This window comes from Streptomyces sp. NBC_01320, from assembly GCF_035974375.1.
Taxonomy (GTDB): Bacteria; Actinomycetota; Actinomycetes; order Streptomycetales; family Streptomycetaceae; genus Streptomyces; species Streptomyces yanii.
Genome location: NZ_CP108390.1, coordinates 1,510,787 through 1,527,246 on the forward strand (window position 1 = coordinate 1,510,787; position 16,460 = coordinate 1,527,246).

Below are 16,460 nucleotides of genomic sequence, written 5' to 3' on the forward strand. Positions count from 1 at the left end.
GCGCATCGCTTGACTTCACGCGACATTTAACTTATCAATCGGGGACAGAGCCCGGGAGTGTGCCTATGAAGTCCCTTGTTCGCAACGCGAGCCTCAGCAGCTACGTCGAGCTCAGCCAGTCGCTCGGCATCGATCCGCGAGCCCTGATGAAGCGCGTGGGCCTGGACGCTGCCGGCCTCGCGGTCCAGGACAGGTGGATCTCCGGCGAGTCCGTGATCCACCTGCTCGAACTCTCGGCGGCGGCCGCACGCCGGGAGGACTTCGGGCTGCTGCTTGCCGAACGGCGGCGCTTCTCCAATCTCGGCCCGATCAGCCTCGTCATTCGCGAAGAGCCCGATGTCCGCAGTGCGATCGAGCTGCTGGTCCGCCATGAGCACATGTACAACGAGATGCTCCATGCCGTGCTGTCCGAGGCGAGCGGTCTGGCCACCCTCAAGCTGAGGCTGGAACCAGTCGAGGCGGTGGCGGCCCGCCAGTCCATAGAGCTGGCCGTGGGCGCCTTCCATCAGGTACTCCGCAACTTCCTCGGTGCCCGGTGGCAGGCGCTGTCCGTGTGTTTCACGCACGACGCCCCAGTGGACCTCACCACCCACTGGCGCATCTTCGGCCACGTGGTGGAATTCGACCGCGAATTCAACGGGATCGTTTTCTACGGCAGCGATCTCAATGTTCCTAACCCGATGTCGGACCCGCTGCTCCGGACTTACGTCCGGCAGTATTTCGAGTCCATCGCGGTCTCGAGGGACACGACCATGCCGGACCGTGTGCGGGAGCTGATCGGCGTCCTGCTGCCGACCGGACGCTGTTCGATCGAGCAGGTCGCCTGCAGCCTCGGCGTCGACCGTCGAACCGTCCACCGGCATCTGGCGGCGTCCGGCGAGACGTTCTCCTCCCTCCTGAACGCAACACGCGTTCAGTTGGCGCAGCAGCTCGTGGCCAACCCGCGCCGCTCGCTGACGGAGATCTCCGGCCTGCTGGGATTCTCCGCACCGAGTGCTTTCTCGCGCTGGTTCCGCGAGCGGTTCGGGTGCAGCGCGAGGGACTGGCGCGTCCGCCAAGCCAGGCAGCAGTACCTCGTCGAGGAATGATCCCCCCACCATCGCGTGCGGCCGCCGACCCCTGCCCCGGCCACTGACCTCGGGCAGGCCGGGCGGCGTCGACGGAGAGGGATGTCCTCAAGGGGGCGGGTCCCCTGTCGCCTCCGGCCGGAAGACCGATGAAGATCCGTCAATCACGCCGGAGCCGAACCGATTCGACCTGATCAAGGAACCCGGCTCGACGACGCCCGCGGCCGAGAGCCACGAGAAACGCGTCGTTCCGACCGGTCCCGCGGACCGAAGCGGCTGTCGGTGGCCGCGGCGCCCTCCCGGTCACCACGAACGAGCAGTACCCGGGACGCCGGCAGCCCGGCTCGGCATCGCGCCGAACCGCCGTCGCCGTTCTTGCCGGCGCGGCTTCATGCCGCGCGAACTCGAGATCTCCGCCAGGCCGGCCACGGCTCCACCACGGCCGCCAGGGAACGATCAACCGGTCGCACACGACCCGCGACCTGCCGCCCAGCCCACCCCCGCACCTCGTGGCCCAGGACAAAGGGACCTGCGAGGAGGCCGTGACTGGCTACCTGAAGAAGCTGCGGCGTTCGAGCAGTACCGGTACCCACCAGCGTGATCACCACGATGGGCGCCTGTCCCCAATTGACAATTCACTTGTCACCTCCGGTGCAGCGTCCCGGTTAACCGACGCTTAACGTTGCATCACCGCAAGGGAGCTCACAGGCCCCACAACGGCGAGTAGGAACCCTGCTTGCAGCTTCACGCCCCCTCGCCAACCCGCTGGTTGCACGCCGAGCCACCCAGTGGGGCTGGGATCCCTCTGCCGATCCCGCCAGACCCCAGCCCTTGCGCCGCAGGCATCGATGCAAGACACCCGTGTGATCGCCATCCTACAAAGGAGATGGATCGTGCACTTCCTCGACGACTCCCTGTACCCGGAGAACCAGGAGAAGCTGGTCATCCAGGCCGCCCCCTACGGGCCGGAGTGGCTGCCCGGTGACGCCGACGATCTACCGCTCACCATGGACGAGCACGTGCAGGCGGCGGTCGACTGCTACAACGCCGGCGCCACGGTGCTGCACATCCACGTGCGCGAGCTCGACGGCCACGGCTCCAAGCGGATCTCCATGTTCAACGAGCTGATGGCCCGGCTGCGCGAGGCCGTGCCGGACATGGTCCTGCAGATCGGCGGATCGATCTCCTTCGCCCCCGAGGACGAAGGCGGCGACGCCAAGTGGCTCAGCTACGACACCCGCCACATGCTGGCCGAGATCGACCCCCGGCCGGACCAGGTGACGATCGCGATCGGCACCAACCAGATGAACATCGTCGAGCTCTTCGACGACGAGGACATCGAGGGCACCTCCATCGCGAAGCCGGCCATGTACAAGGCCTATCGCGACATGGTCGTCGAGGCCGGGCCGGACTTCTACCTCGAGCACCTCAAGCGGCTCCGTGCCAACGGCATCCAGCCGCACTTCCAACTCGCCAACATGGCACAGCTCGAGACCGTCGAGCGACTGATCCGCAAGGGCATCTACAACGGACCGCTGGTGCTCAACTACGTCGCGATCGGCGGCGGGTTCGCCGGGCGGCACCCGGCGGACCTGGTCGAATTCATCCGCCGTGTCCCGGACGGCGCGGTGCTCACGATCGAGGCCTCGATGCGCGCGGTGGCCCCGATGAACACGGTCGGCATCGCCCTCGGTGCGCACGTCCGCGTGGGCAACGAGGACAACCTGTGGCGGCACAAGGGCGAACGGATGTCCTCCGTGGAGCAGGTTGAGCAGATGGTAGAGATCGCCCATGCGCTCGGGCGTGAGATCGCCACCGGACAGGAGGCGAAGAAGATCTACAAGATCGGCGAATGGTACTCGGACGCCGACGAGACCCTGGCCCAGCTCGGCATGGTGCCGAACCGCCGTCCGGGCCAGCGCGGCTTCATGCTGCGCGACACCAAGATCTGAACCGACTCCACGGCGGTCGCGGCACCGGAATGCGGCAGTCCGCAAGCGGGCGGCGCCCTCTCCGCGACCGCCCCCTACACACGAGTAAACGGAGCAAGTTGTGGCACACGCCGTTCGCTTCCAGGAAACCGGTGGCCCCGACGTCATGCGGTGGGAGAAGGTCGCTGTCGGTGACCCCGGCCCGGGAGAGGTGAGGATCCGGCACGTCGCCGTCGGGCTGAACTTCGCCGACACCTACTTCCGCACCGGGCTCTACCCCGTCCCGCTGCCCAACGGACTCGGCGTCGAGGCATCCGGCGTGGTGGAGGCCGTGGGCGAGGGCGTGACGCACGTCGCCGAGGGCGACCGGGTGACCTACACGGGCAGCCCGCTGGGCGCCTACAGCACGGAACGCGTCATGTCCGCCGCGCCGCTGATCAGGCTGCCGGACGAGATCAGCTGCGAGACCGCCGCCGCGATGACCATGCGCGGCCTGACCGCGGCTTATCTGCTGCGGCGGATCCACCCGCTGAAGTCCGGAGACACCGTGCTGCTCCACGCGGCCGCGGGCGGCGTCGGCCTCATCTTCTCCCAGTGGGCCAAGCTGCTCGGCATCACCGTGATCGGCACGGTCTCCAGCGAGGAGAAGGCCGAGATCGCCCGCGCCCACGGCTGCGAGCACATCATCTACTACCGGCGCGAAGACGTGGCCGAACGGGTGCGCGAGCTGACCGGCGGCAAGGGCGTCCCGGTCGTCTTCGACAGCATCGGCAAGGACACCGTCGCCGGCTCCATGGCCTCGCTGCAGCGTCGCGGCCTGCTGGTGTGCTTCGGCACGTCCTCCGGAATGCCGCCGCTGGATGCCATGCAACTGGCCATCCACGGCTCCCTGTTCGTGACCCGGCCGGCGCTGGCCGACTACATCGCCGAACCGCAGGAGCGCGACGCCCTGGCCGGCGAACTGTTCGGGCACGTCGCCTCCGGACGCATCAAGATCCAAATCAATCAGCGCTACACCCTGCAGGACGCGGTCCAGGCGCATCGCGATCTGGAAGCCGGACGGACCACGGGATCTTCCATCTTCGTCCTGTGAGCACACTCGCCCACAAGCCCCCAGGAGTGAGCACCATGTCTCAGACCATCCAACCGAGGGAGGACGCACCCGCCCTGGTGCGCTCGGGCGTCCTGCGCCCCTCGATCACCGCCACGCCGCTGACCTGTACCATCGGCGCCGAGCTCTTCGGCGTGAACCTCGGCGACGCCTCGCGCGACGACGACCTCTTCGCCGAGATCAAGAAGCTGCTGCTGCAGTACAAGGTCCTGTTCCTGCGGGACCAGGACATCACGCGGGCCGAACACATCGCCTTCGCCTCGCGCTTCGGTCAGCTCGAGGACCACCCGGTGCTCGGCAGCGATCCCCACCACCCGGGGCTGGTCCGGATCTACAAGGAGCTGGACAGCAAACCAGAGCACTACGAGAACGCGCTTCACTGCGACGCAACCTGGCGCGCGTGCCCGCCCATGGGCGCCGTGCTGCGCTGCGTGGAAACACCAGAGGTGGGTGGCGACACGATCTGGGTCAACATGGCCGAGGCCTACCGCCGGCTGCCGGAGCACATCAGGACGCAGATCGCCGACCTCCGTGCACGGCACAGCATCGAGGCGACCTTCGGTGCCGTCCTTCCCACAGAGGAGCGGCACGCGCTCAAGGCCCGGTATCCGGACGCCGAGCACCCCGTGGTGCGCACCCACCCGGAGACCGGTGAACAGATCCTCTTCGTCAACAGCTTCACCACGCACTTCGTCAACTACCACCGGCCCGAGCACGTGCGCTTCGGCCAGGACTACGCGCCCGGGGCAAGCAACCTCCTGAACTACCTGATCAGCCAGGCGGCCGTCCCCGAGTACCAGGTGCGCTGGCGCTGGCAGAAGAACAGCTTCGCCATCTGGGACAACCGCTCCACACAGCACTACGCCGTCCAGGACTACTGGCCCGCCGTCCGCAAGATGGAGCGCGCGGGAATCGTCGGTGACAGACCCTTCTGAGCTGCCGTCCAGTGACGAGAAAGGTGACGCCCATGGGACTGCACACTGCCGACCCGGCCGTGCCTGAAATGTCCCCCGCCGCGCAGGCCGTGTCACGCGGCTATGCATGGCTGGTGTTCGCACTTAGTTTCGGGCTTTTGCTGTCCGACTACATGTCGCGGCAGGTCCTCAACTCGGTGTTCCCGCTGCTGAAGGCCGAATGGCTACTCTCGGACGGTCAGCTGGGCTCGCTGAGCAGCATCGTGGCACTGATGGTGGGCCTGCTCACCTTCCCCCTGTCGCTCGTGGCCGACCGCTGGGGCAGGGTGAGGAGCCTGGTCCTCTCCGCGGTGGTGTGGAGCCTGGCGACCCTGGGATGCGCCGTCTCCGCGAGCTTCGGTGAGATGTTCGCGGCCCGCTTCATAGTCGGCGTCGGAGAGGCGGCCTACGGCAGCGTCGGCATCGCGGTCGTCCTCAGCGTCTTCCCCATCCGCCTGCGGGCCACGCTCTCCGCAGCGTTCATCGCGGGAGGGTCCTTCGGATCCGTGCTGGGTGTGTCGGCCAGCGGTGTCATCGCCCAGGAACACGGCTGGCGCTGGGCCTTCAGCGCGATGGGAATCTTCGGACTGGTCCTGGCCACGGTCTACGGCCTCGTGGTCACCGAGAAGAGGCTGGGGACGGCCTCCAACAAGCACAGCGCCGGGGCCGGTGAGCGGGCCCCCTTGCGGACCCTGCTGCCGAGGTTGTTCTCGTCCGTCTCCGTGGTCTGCGCCTACATCGGCAGCGGACTGCAGATGTTCATCGCGATGGCCATGCTCGCCTGGATGCCCAGCTTCTTCAACCGCTACTACTCGATGGCCCCCGCCAAAGCGGGGCTGGCCGCAGGAGTCTTCGCGCTGCTCAGTGGCACCGGCATGATCCTGTGCGGAATCGCCGCCGACCGCCTCAGCCGGAACCTGGCGGCCCGGAAGTGGACCGTCGCGATCGCCTGCAATCTCGCCTCACTCGTTCTGCTGATGGTCGGCTTCCGGCTTCCTACCGGCCCGGTGCAGCTCGTACTGATCGGTGCCGGCACCCTGGTGGCCTGCGGAACGGCCGGCCCGGCGGCCGCCATGGTGGCCAACCTCACCCCCGCCGCCATCGCGGCGACGGCCATGGCCACGCTCACCCTGGCCAACAGCCTGCTCGGGCTGGCCCCGGGGCCCGTGGTGACGGGCATGCTGGCCGACGACCTGGGCCTGCGCGGGGCACTGCAGCTGGTGCCGCTGGTCGCGGTCCTGAGCGGCATGGCCTTCGTCGTCGGCAAGCTCTCCTACGAAAAGGACCTGCACCGCCTGGGGCTGCTCCCCGGCGTGGTGCTCACAACCCCGGAGCCGCAGTCATGAGCCCCACCGCATCGTCGACCGTCGTGATCGTGCCCGGAATGCGCGATCACGTGGCGGAGCACTGGCAGACCATCCTCGACGGCAAGCTCGCCGACGCCCTCATCCTCCCGCCCCTGCAGGAAGGAAGACTCAACCGCGACGCCCAGGTCGCCGCCCTGGACAAGACGCTCTCGGAGATCTCGGGTCCGGTCGTCCTGGTCGCCCACAGCGCCGGTGTCATGACCACCGTGCACTGGGCGCGACAGCACCGGCGTCCAGTCAAAGGCGCGCTGCTCGCCACGCCCCCGGACTTCGAAACGCCGCTCCCGGAGGGTTATCCCTCCCTGGAGGTCCTGCGCGAGAACGGCTGGACGCCCACGCCCCGGAGCCCTCTGCCCTTCCCCAGCATCGTTGCGGCGAGCACCAACGACCCCCTGGCCGCATTCGACCGCGTCACCGAGCTCGCCCGCGCCTGGGGCAGCCGCCTGGTGGACCTCGGCGCGGTCGGACACCTCAACCCCGCCTCCGGCTACGGAGAATGGCCCAGGGCCGAGGAGTTCGTCCGCGAACTCGGCTGAGCCCTTGCCGGCAGCACGGCTCCGCCCGAAGACACCACGCGCCCTCCCTCCTCGCCTTCTCAGGCAGGAGGGAGCCGTGTACCCCGGGCGTGAGCCGCCGCAGAAGCCGGCGCCCCGTCGAGCCGGGTCCCCCCTGCCGGGCTTCCATATTCCTTCCCGCCCGCACGACCCCGCCCCTGGAGGGCTGATGAGCACTGACCCCGACCTGCTGTGGTCCCCCAGCATCTCGAAGGCTGAGAACTCCAACGTCGTCGGCTTCATGCGCTGGCTGAGCGAGACCCGGGGACTGTCCTTCTCCGACTACGCCGGGCTGTGGCGGTGGAGCACCACCGACCTGACCGGGTTCTGGTCGGCGGTGTGGGAGTTCTACGGCCTCGACGCCGTCAGCGGCTACGACGAGGTGCTGGCCGACCCGAAGATGCCCGGCGCGTCCTGGTTCCCGGGAGCGCGGCTGAACTTCGCCGAGCGGTGCCTCGCCCAGGCCACCGATGCGCGTCCGGCCCTGATCGAGGTGTCCGAAAGCGGCGTTGCAGCGGAGACGTCGTGGGAGCGGCTGCGACACGACGTCGCGGCCATGTCCGCGGCGTTGCGTGACATGGGCGTGGGGCCGGAGGACCGGGTGGCCGGCTATCTGCCGAACACCTCGCACGCCGTGGTCGCGTTGCTGGCCAGTGCCGCGGTCGGCGCGGTGTGGACGGTGTGTGCTCCGGAGTTCGGTACGCCCAGCGTGGTCGCGCGGCTGCGACAGGCCGAGCCGACGGTTCTGGTGGCCGTCGACGGCTACCGCTACGGGGGCAAGGAGCTCGACCGGCGCGAGGCGGTCGCAGAGATCGTGGACGGATTGCCCAGCGTCCGGCATCTCGTCGCAGTCGGCCACCTCTCCTCCTCGTCCACGGCTTCGCGGTGGTCGCCGAGGCCGGACGTGGAGCAGCACGCCTGGTCCGCGCTGCTCGGCAAGGAGGCGGAACTCCGCTTCGCCGACGTCCCCTTCGACCATCCGCTGTGGATCCTGTGGTCATCGGGCACCACAGGCCTGCCCAAGGGCATCGCGCAAGGCCACGGCGGCATCGTGGTAGAGCTGCTCAAGGCCCTGGGCCTCGGTGGCGACCTGCGGAGCGACGACCGGTACTTCTTCCACACCTCCACCAGCTGGATGGTCTGGAACTTCATGGTCGGGGGTCTGCTGCACGGGGCCACCCTCGTCCTGTACGACGGCAGCCCCACCCATCCCGACGTCAACGGCGTCTGGAGGGTCGCCGCGCAGACCCGCGCGACGATGGTCGGTGTGGGCGCTTCCTATCTCGTGGCCGGGGAGAAGGCGGACGCCCACCCGGCGTCCGAGATGGATCTGAGCGCGGTGCGGTCCGTCCTGCAGACCGGCTCGTCACTTCCCGAGAGCACCTGGCGGTGGGTGTACCGCCGTCTCATCGACGACGCCTGGCTGCAGTCGATCTGCGGAGGAACGGATGTGTGCTCCGTGCTCGCCGGCGGCTCACCGCTGCTGCCCGTGAGATCCGGCCGGATCCAGTGCCCCGCGCTCGGTGTCGCTCTCGCCGCGTGGGATCCCTCGGGACGTCCCGCCGTCGGGCGGCAGGGGGAGCTCGTGGTGACCGCGCCGCTGCCGTCAATGCCTCTGTACTTCGTCAACGACCCCGGTAACGAGCGCTATCTGGCGAGTTACTTCGACGTCTACCCGGGGGTCTGGCGCCATGGAGACTGGGTCACGGTGGGGCCGGACCTGTCGGTCGTCGTGGCCGGACGTTCCGATGCGACGCTCAACCGCATGGGCGTCCGGATGGGATCCGCCGACCTCTACTCGGCCGTCGAGGACCTCCCGCAGATCGCCGACAGCCTCGTCATCGGCGCCGAACTGCCGGACGGCCGGTACTACATGCCGCTGTTCGTGGTTCCCGCCGAGGGAACGGATTGCGACGAGGAGCTGCAGCGGACGATCAAGGCGACAATCAGGCAGAAGCTCTCGCCCCGTCACGTCCCGGACGCCGTCATCGAGATAGCGGCCGTGCCGCGGACCCTGACCGGGAAGAAGCTGGAGGTCCCCGTCAAGCGCATCCTGCAGGGCGCCTCGGCGGCCGAGGTGCGGGCCGAGGGGGCGATCACCCACCCTGGCATGCTGGATTGGTTCGCCGACTTCGCGGCCGGACTACCGGCCGAAGGCTGACCGGGATGAGGCCCCGTCCGCACTGGTCGGTCGTTGATGGCAAGGCCGTGGTGGACCTGCCATTTCTTCTTCACCAGGCGCTGGTGCCAGGCCAGTAGGGTCCGCGGCGTGATCCGGTGCCCTCGCAGGGCTCGGGGGAACAGTCGGGCCAGGGCGGCGAGCAGCGCCCGGTCTGGCCAGCCGGGCTTGGGCGCGGTGACCTGCCGGCGCAGAACCGCGAGCGGCACTGGACGACCGGTCCAGATGATTCAAGACCGGGTGCCGCGGTTGCGGCGGGAGCGACGAGGCCCGTCGGGCCCGTGCGATCAGGTGGTGACGGCAGTCCTGCCCGGGTCGTTGGGGTGGGACTCCAGGACCGTCACCACCGAGGCCATCCACGGCCAGAGCGGCAGTGTGCCGAGGACCTTCTCGTACAGCTCACCCTCGTCGGCGGCCCGCCACAGACCGATACTGCGCAGTTCGCCCACCGGGCGCCACAGCCTGACGAGGTGACCGGCCGCGGCCAGTTCCCCAGCCCTTACGGATTCCTCGGCGCGACGACGGTCGACCTCCACCGGGTCGGTGCCCTCGGGAACGGTGGTGGTGAGCTCGACCAGGAACTCCTCCATGGCTCTTCTCCTTCTCTCTGCGGGGCCTACCGGCCCCTCGCGACGACGTACAGAAGGCGGCATCGCCGCCCATGCATTCCGCGGGCGCACACCCTGCCGCCCGACGGCACGCACGCCTTTTGAAATATTTCGACCGGTCGTCTACTTTGACATAGGCGACCGGTCGGCTGGTAATCAGTCATCCTCATCTCCCTGGAAGAAGGTCATCATGAGCACGCAGGAAGGGCGAGCTGACCCGGTCATCGACACCACCTTCCTGCTGGAGGCCATCGCCGGCGCCCAGCGCCACCTGGAGGCCGGCGGACAGGTGGGCAAGATCGTCGTCACCGTTCCCGCTGGTGCGGCAATGCCGACACGCCACAAGGTTGCCCGACTCGATGGTGACCCGTCTTTGGCGGCGACCGGCGGCGGCCAAGCCCCGCCCGGCCGGCCGCACCGGCTTCGCTCCACAGGCGGCACAGGCTGAGCCCACCGATTCGGGCGCCGCCGAGGCCACGCCGCGCTCTCGCACGACACCGCGCCCGAGCAAGCCTGGTCCATCGCGTGCCCCGTGATTCCAACGGCCCCCTTCGCAGTACCCCCACTCAAAGGACAGGCATCACCTTGCAGACCTCCGCCCACATCGGCGTCACCGGCCTTGCGGTCATGGGCCGCAACCTGGCCCGCAACTTCGCCCGGCACGGCTACACAGTCGCCGTCCACAACCGCACCCCCGCCCGCACCCGGGCGCTCATCGAGGAGTTCGGCCACGAGGGCACCTTCGTCCCGGCCGAGACGCCCGAAGAACTTGTGGCTGCCCTCGAACGTCCCCGCCGCCTCATGATCATGGTGCAGGCGGGCACGGCAACCGACGCCGTCATCGACGAGTTCGCCCCGCTCCTGGAGACCGGCGACATGATCATCGACGGTGGCAACGCACACTTCGCCGACACCCGTCGCCGCGAGGCTCAACTGCGGGAGAGCGGCATCCACTTCGTCGGCGCGGGCGTCTCCGGCGGCGAGGAGGGTGCACTCAACGGTCCGTCGATCATGCCCGGCGGGTCAGCCGAGTCGTACGCCGTGCTCGGCCCGATGTTCGAGACCATCAGTGCGAAGGTCGACGGTGAGCCGATGAGCACCCACATCGGCACCGACGGCGCCGGGCACTTCGTCAAGATGGTCCACAACGGCATCGAGTACGCCGACATGCAGCTCATCGCCGAGGCGTACGACCTGCTGCGGCAGGTCGCGGGCTACACCCCGGCAGAGATCGCGGACATCTTCCGTACCTGGAACCAGGGGCGGCTGAACTCGTACCTGATCGAGATCACCGCCGAAGTCCTCGCTCACACGGACGCTGCCACCGGCAAGCCGTTCGTCGACGTCGTCGTCGACAGCGCCGGGCAGTAGGGCACCGGCCGCTGGACCGTGCAGACCGCTCTCGACCTCGGCTCGCCGGTCACCGCCATCGCCCAGGCCACCTTCGCCCGCGCCGCCTCCGGCCAGTCTGACCTGCGCGCCGCCTACGCGAACCTGCCCGGTGGCACCACGCCGCCACTGAGCCGCAGCGAGGCCGAGCGCTTCACCGCGCAGGTGGAGCAGGCCCTGTACGCGTCGAAGGTCATCGCCTACGACCAGGGCTGGAGGATGATCAGCGACGCCGCTGCCGCATACGGCTGGGACATCGACCTCGGTGCCGTCGCCTCGATCTGGCGTGCCGGCTGCATCATCCGCGCCGCCTTCCTCGACCGTATCCGCGCCGCCCACGCCGGCAACCCCGAACTGGTCAGCCTGCTCGCCGAGGACTCCTTTGCCAAGGAGATCAGCGATGCCCAGGTGCCGTGGCGCGAAGTCGTCGCCTCCGCTGCCCGGCGCGGCATCCCAGTCCCGGCCTTCTCCGCCGCCCTCGCCTACTACGACACCCTGCGCGCCGACCGCCTGCCCGCCGCCCTCCTGCAGGGGCCAGCGCGACTACTTCGGCGCCCACACCTACCAGCGCACCGACCGCCCCGGCATCTTCCACACCCACTGGGCCGAGCCGGGCCGCCCCGAGACTCAGGCGTAACCGGTCTCACCTGGACCGAACCGCCGCGCGACACGACACCGAGCAGGGAGCTCTGACCAGAAGTGAGCACACGACTGTCCGTCTCGGACTTCGAGTGGACCGAGTTGGACCAGCGGGCCGTGGACACCGCCCGCATCCTGGCCGCGGACGCCGTACAGAAGGTCGGCAACGGCCATCCCGGTACGGCCATGAGCCTGGCACCCGCCGCGTACACCCTCTTCCAGAAGGTGATGCGGCACGACCCGGCCGACCCGGAGTGGGCCGGGCGCGACCGTTTCGTGCTCTCCGCCGGGCACTCGTCCCTGACCCTCTACACCCAGCTTTACCTGGGTGGCTTCGGGCTCGAGCTGGACGATCTGAAGGCGTTCCGCACGTGGGGTTCGAAGACCCCGGGGCACCCGGAGTACGGCCACACCGCGGGTGTGGAGACGACGACCGGCCCGCTGGGCCAGGGTGTCGCCAACGCGGTGGGCATGGCGATGGCCGCCCGTTACGAGCGCGGTCTGTTCGACCCGAAGGCGGCCCCCGGCACCTCCCCGTTCGACCACCGCGTCTACGTGATCGCCGGTGACGGCTGCCTCCAGGAGGGCATCTCCGCCGAGGCGTCCTCGCTTGCCGGTCACCAGAGGCTGGGCAACCTGATCCTGCTGTGGGACGACAACCACATCTCGATCGAGGGCGACACCGAGACCGCCGTATCCGAGGACACGATGAAGCGGTACGAGGCGTACGGCTGGCACGTCCAGCGGGTCGAGGCGAAGGCGAACGGCGACCTGAACCCGGCCGCCCTGTTCGCGGCGATCAAGGCCGCCGAGGCCGAGACCGAGCGTCCGTCGTTCATCGCGATGCGCTCGATCATCGCCTGGCCGGCCCCGCACGCCCAGAACACCGAGGCCGCGCACGGCTCGGCCCTGGGCGATGAGGAGATCGCGGCCACCAAGCGCGTCCTCGGCTTCGACCCGGAGCAGACCTTCGAGGTCACCGACGAGGTCATCGGTCACACCCGCGCGCTCGGCGACCGTGGCCGTGAGGCCCGCGCCGCGTGGGAGAAGTCCCTCGCCGAGTGGCGTACGACCAACCCGGAGCGGGCGGCAGAGTTCGACCGTATCCAGGCGAACGAGCTGCCCGAGGGCTGGGAGTCGAAGATCCCGGTCTTCGAGGTAGGCAAGAGTGTCGCCACCCGCGCCGCGTCCGGCAAGGTCCTGCAGTCGCTCGGCGCCGTCATCCCGGAGCTGTGGGGCGGCTCGGCCGACCTCGCCGGTTCCAACAACACGACGATCGACAAGACCTCGTCGTTCCTCCCCGAGGGCAACCCGCTCCCAGCGGCCGACAAGTACGGCCGCACGATCCACTTCGGCATCCGCGAACACTCCATGGCCGCGCAGATGAACGGCATCGCGCTGCACGGCAACACCCGCATCTACGGCGGCACCTTCCTGGCGTTCTCCGACTACATGCGCAACGCGGTCCGCCTCTCGGCCCTGATGCACCTGCCGGTGACGTACGTCTGGACCCACGACTCGATCGGTCTGGGCGAGGACGGTCCGACACACCAGCCGGTGGAACACCTGGCCTCGCTGCGCGCCATCCCCGGCCTGAACATCGTCCGCCCGGCGGACGCCAACGAGACCGCCATCGCCTGGCGCGAGAACGTCAAGCGGCACACCCGCGTGTTCGGAAAGGGCGCCCCGCACGGCCTCGCGCTGACCCGTCAGAATGTGCCGACGTACGCGCCCAACGACGACACCGCCAAGGGCGGCTACGTCCTGCTCGACGCCGAAGGCGGCGACGCCCAGGTCGTGCTGATCGGCACGGGCTCCGAGGTACACCTGGCCGTCGAGGCCCGCGAGCAGCTCCAGGCCGCCGGCATCCCGACCCGCGTGGTCTCGATGCCGTCCGTCGAATGGTTCGAGGAGCAGGACCAGGCGTACAAGGACTCCGTCCTGCCGCCGTCGGTGGAAGCGCGGGTCGCCGTCGAGGCCGGCATCGGTCTCACCTGGCACAAGTACGTCGGCGACGCCGGCCGGATCGTCTCGCTAGAGCACTTCGGTGCCTCGGCCGACGCGAAGGTCCTCTTCCGCGAATTCGGCTTCACCGCAGACAACGTCGCCGCGCAGGCTCGGGAATCCCTGGCCGCAGCCCGCGCCTGATCAGTACGACTCAGTAGACCCGAAAGAAGCTGAACACCGTGAGCAACGCCGTCGACCCCCTCAAGTCTCTTTGCGACGAAGGCGTTTCCATCTGGCTGGACGACCTGTCCCGCAAGCGCATCGAGTCCGGCAACCTCGCCGAGCTCATCGAGAACAGCCACGTCGTGGGCGTCACGACGAACCCCTCGATCTTCCAGGCCGCCATCGGCTCCGGCGAGGGGTACGAGAACCAGCTCGCCGACCTCGCCGTGCGCAGTGCCACCGTCGACGAAGCCGTCCGCATGATGACCACGGCCGATGTCCGCGCCGCCGCCGACATCCTGCGCCCGGTGTACGACGCGACGGGCGGCAGTGACGGCCGCGTGTCGATCGAGGTCGACCCGCGCCTGGCCCACAACACGGTGGCCACCATCGCCGAGGCCAAGCAGCTGGCCTGGCTGGTCGACCGCCCCAACACGCTCATCAAGATCCCGGCCACCAAGGCGGGTCTGCCGGCGATCACCGAGGTCATCGGCCTCGGCATCAGCGTCAACGTGACACTGATCTTCTCGCTGGAGCGCTACCGCGCGGTCATGGACGCCTATCTGGCCGGTCTGGAGAAGGCCCGCGAGCGCGGCCTCGACCTCTCCAAGATCCACTCCGTGGCGTCCTTCTTCGTCTCCCGCGTGGACGCCGAGATCGACAAGCGCCTCACCGCCATCGGCACCGACGAAGCCAAGGCCCTCAAGGGCAAGGCCGGTCTCGCCAACGCCCGTCTGGCGTACGAGGCGTACGAGGAGGTCTTCTCCTCGGACCGCTGGGCCGCCCTCGACAAGGCGCAGGCCAACAAGCAGCGTCCGCTGTGGGCCTCGACCGGCGTCAAGGACCCGGCGTACAAGGACACCCTGTATGTCGTCGACCTGGTCGCCCACGGCACCGTCAACACAATGCCGGAGGCGACGCTGGAGGCCACCGCCGACCACGGCGAGGTCACCGGCGACACCGTGCGCGGCACCTACGAGCAGTCCCGCGCCGAGCTCGCCGCCGTCGAGAAGCTCGGCATCTCCTACGACGACGTCGTCCAGCAGCTGGAGGACGAGGGCGTAGAGAAGTTCGAGGCCGCCTGGAACGACCTGCTCGACGCCGTCGCGACCTCCCTGAAGAGCAAGGGCGGTGACGACAAGTGAGCGTCACCACTCAGGGATGGCTCAACCCGCTTCGTGACCCGCGCGACCGCCGCCTGCCGCGCATCGCGGGCCCCTCCGGGCTCGTCATCTTCGGCGTCACCGGCGACCTGTCCCGCAAGAAGCTGATGCCGGCCGTCTACGACCTCGCCAACCGAGGTCTGCTCCCGCCGGGCTTCTCGCTCCTCGGGTTCGCGAGGCGCGAGTGGCAGGACGAGGACTTCGCGCAGGTCGTTCACGACTCCGTGCGTGAATACGCCCGCACCCCCTTCCGCGAGGAGGTCTGGCAGCAGCTCGCCGAGGGCATGCGCTTCATTCCCGGCGCCTTCGACGACGACGAGGCGTTCGTGCGGCTGCGCAAGACGGTCGACGAACTCGACGCCGCTCGTGGCACGGCAGGTAACTTCGCCTTCTACCTGTCTGTGCCGCCGAAGTTCTTCCCCCAGGTCGTCCAGCAGCTCAAGAAGCACGGCCTCGCCGACGCCCCCGAGGGTTCCTGGCGCCGCGCGGTCATCGAGAAGCCCTTCGGTCACGACATCACGTCGGCCAAGGAGCTGAACCGGATCGTCCACGACGTCTTCGCGCCCGAGCAGGTCTTCCGGATCGACCACTACCTGGGCAAGGAGACCGTCCAGAACATCCTGGTGCTCCGCTTCGCCAACCAGATGTACGAGCCGATCTGGAACCGGAGTTACGTCGACCACGTGCAGATCACGATGGCCGAGGACATCGGCATCGGCGGCCGTGCCGGCTACTACGACGGCATCGGCGCCGCCCGCGACGTCATCCAGAACCACCTGCTCCAGCTGATGGCCCTCACCGCCATGGAGGAGCCCACCGCGTTCGACGCCGAGTCGCTCGTGACGGAGAAGCTCAAGGTCCTCAAGTCCGTTCGGCTGCCCGCCGACCTGGCAAAGTCCACGGTGCGTGCCCAGTACGCCGAGGGCTGGCAGGGCGGCGAGAGGGTGCGCGGATATCTGGAGGAGGACGGCATCGCTCCGTCCTCGATCACGGATACGTACGCGGCGATCAAGTTGGAGATCGATAACCGCCGCTGGGCGGGTGTCCCCTTCTACCTGCGTGCCGGTAAGCGCCTGGGCCGCCGCGTCACCGAGATCGCGATCGTCTTCCAGCGGGCGCCCCACTCGCCGTTCGACCCTTCGGCCACGACGGAGCTCGGCGAGAACGCCCCGGTACAGGTAGAAGGTGTCGCCCTGCCGGCCAGCCCGAACACGGCGTCGCCGTGTCGAACAACATTCCGGACTTGGTCCGCACCTGCGGCGCGGCGCCCGGTACGAGCGGTCCCTGGTTCCAGTGGGCTTCGTCCTGCCCGGTGAGAACCATCTCCCGG

At 68.8% G+C, this 16,460-nt stretch carries 12 protein-coding genes and 1 pseudogene; 12 read left to right on the forward strand and 1 reads right to left on the reverse strand.

Translation table 11 applies throughout. The features are described 5' to 3' along the window. Positions 1-65: 65 nt before the first annotated feature. The 7 genes from OG395_RS07285 (at position 66) to OG395_RS07315 (ending at position 9,144) form a co-directional block, all read left to right on the forward strand. Positions 66-1,088 carry an AraC family transcriptional regulator gene (locus OG395_RS07285; RefSeq protein ID WP_327242147.1) on the forward strand — a complete coding sequence of 341 codons (1,023 nt, stop codon included), beginning with the start codon at positions 66-68 and terminating at the stop codon, positions 1,086-1,088. 872 nt (positions 1,089-1,960) lie between these two features. Beyond that, a complete protein-coding gene (locus OG395_RS07290) occupies positions 1,961-3,019 on the forward strand; it encodes a 3-keto-5-aminohexanoate cleavage protein (RefSeq protein WP_327242148.1) in 1,059 nt (352 codons plus the stop codon). A gap of 100 nt (positions 3,020-3,119) precedes the next feature. Next, the gene (locus OG395_RS07295; protein WP_327242149.1) at positions 3,120-4,091 is read left to right on the forward strand and encodes a quinone oxidoreductase family protein; all 972 of its coding nucleotides are present in this window, start codon (positions 3,120-3,122) and stop codon (positions 4,089-4,091) included. Between the two features lie 35 nt (positions 4,092-4,126). Next, on the forward strand, positions 4,127-5,044 hold the full coding sequence (locus OG395_RS07300) for a TauD/TfdA dioxygenase family protein (protein ID WP_327242150.1): 918 nt from the start codon (positions 4,127-4,129) through the stop codon (positions 5,042-5,044). A gap of 32 nt (positions 5,045-5,076) precedes the next feature. Beyond that, positions 5,077-6,408 (forward strand): MFS transporter, encoded by a 1,332-nt coding sequence (locus OG395_RS07305; protein WP_327242151.1) that lies wholly within the window; start codon positions 5,077-5,079, stop codon positions 6,406-6,408. After that, positions 6,405-6,965, forward strand: a complete 561-nt coding sequence (locus OG395_RS07310; protein WP_327242152.1) for an RBBP9/YdeN family alpha/beta hydrolase — start codon at positions 6,405-6,407, stop codon at positions 6,963-6,965. The genes OG395_RS07305 and OG395_RS07310 overlap by 4 nt, the downstream gene beginning before the upstream one ends. A gap of 187 nt (positions 6,966-7,152) precedes the next feature. Continuing rightward, positions 7,153-9,144, forward strand: coding sequence for an acetoacetate--CoA ligase (locus OG395_RS07315; protein ID WP_327242153.1), 1,992 nt, complete (start codon positions 7,153-7,155; stop codon positions 9,142-9,144). Positions 9,145-9,449: 305 nt separating this feature from the next. On the opposite strand, the gene OG395_RS07320 is transcribed toward OG395_RS07315, so the two are convergent. After that, positions 9,450-9,752, reverse strand: coding sequence for a muconolactone Delta-isomerase family protein (locus OG395_RS07320; protein ID WP_327242154.1), 303 nt, complete (start codon positions 9,750-9,752; stop codon positions 9,450-9,452). Here OG395_RS07320 and OG395_RS07325 point away from each other — a divergent pair. The 5 genes and pseudogenes from OG395_RS07325 to zwf all read left to right on the forward strand — a co-directional run bounded on the left by OG395_RS07325 (position 9,751) and on the right by zwf (position 16,446). Continuing rightward, entirely contained in the window at positions 9,751-10,218 is a 468-nt protein-coding gene (locus tag OG395_RS07325; RefSeq protein ID WP_327242155.1) for a zinc-binding dehydrogenase, read from the forward strand. The two genes, OG395_RS07320 and OG395_RS07325, sit on opposite strands and share 2 nt — an antisense overlap. Positions 10,219-10,355: 137 nt before the next feature. Further along, positions 10,356-11,796: pseudogene (gene gndA / locus OG395_RS07330) on the forward strand (NADP-dependent phosphogluconate dehydrogenase). A gap of 62 nt (positions 11,797-11,858) precedes the next feature. Further along, the gene (tkt, locus tag OG395_RS07335) at positions 11,859-13,946 is read left to right on the forward strand and encodes a transketolase (RefSeq protein WP_327242156.1); all 2,088 of its coding nucleotides are present in this window, start codon (positions 11,859-11,861) and stop codon (positions 13,944-13,946) included. 29 nt (positions 13,947-13,975) lie between these two features. Further along, a complete protein-coding gene (gene tal / locus OG395_RS07340) occupies positions 13,976-15,112 on the forward strand; it encodes a transaldolase (protein ID WP_327249268.1) in 1,137 nt (378 codons plus the stop codon). Further along, positions 15,109-16,446: a glucose-6-phosphate dehydrogenase gene (gene zwf / locus OG395_RS07345; RefSeq protein WP_327242157.1), complete on the forward strand. Its 1,338-nt coding sequence runs from the start codon at positions 15,109-15,111 to the stop codon at positions 16,444-16,446. Before tal ends, zwf begins: the two co-directional genes overlap by 4 nt. Positions 16,447-16,460 lie beyond the last annotated feature (14 nt).

Excerpts from the sequence above, each read along its gene's own strand:
- OG395_RS07285 (WP_327242147.1), top strand. The coding sequence starts at position 66 with ATGAAGTCCCTTGTTCGCAACGCGAGCCTCAGCAGCTACGTCGAGCTC.
- OG395_RS07300 (WP_327242150.1), top strand. The coding sequence starts at position 4,127 with ATGTCTCAGACCATCCAACCGAGGGAGGACGCACCCGCCCTGGTGCGC.
- OG395_RS07305 (WP_327242151.1), top strand. The coding sequence starts at position 5,077 with ATGGGACTGCACACTGCCGACCCGGCCGTGCCTGAAATGTCCCCCGCC.
- OG395_RS07310 (WP_327242152.1), top strand. The coding sequence starts at position 6,405 with ATGAGCCCCACCGCATCGTCGACCGTCGTGATCGTGCCCGGAATGCGC.
- OG395_RS07315 (WP_327242153.1), top strand. The coding sequence starts at position 7,153 with ATGAGCACTGACCCCGACCTGCTGTGGTCCCCCAGCATCTCGAAGGCT.
- OG395_RS07325 (WP_327242155.1), top strand. The coding sequence starts at position 9,751 with ATGGCTCTTCTCCTTCTCTCTGCGGGGCCTACCGGCCCCTCGCGACGA.
- OG395_RS07320 (WP_327242154.1), bottom strand. The coding sequence starts at position 9,752 with ATGGAGGAGTTCCTGGTCGAGCTCACCACCACCGTTCCCGAGGGCACC.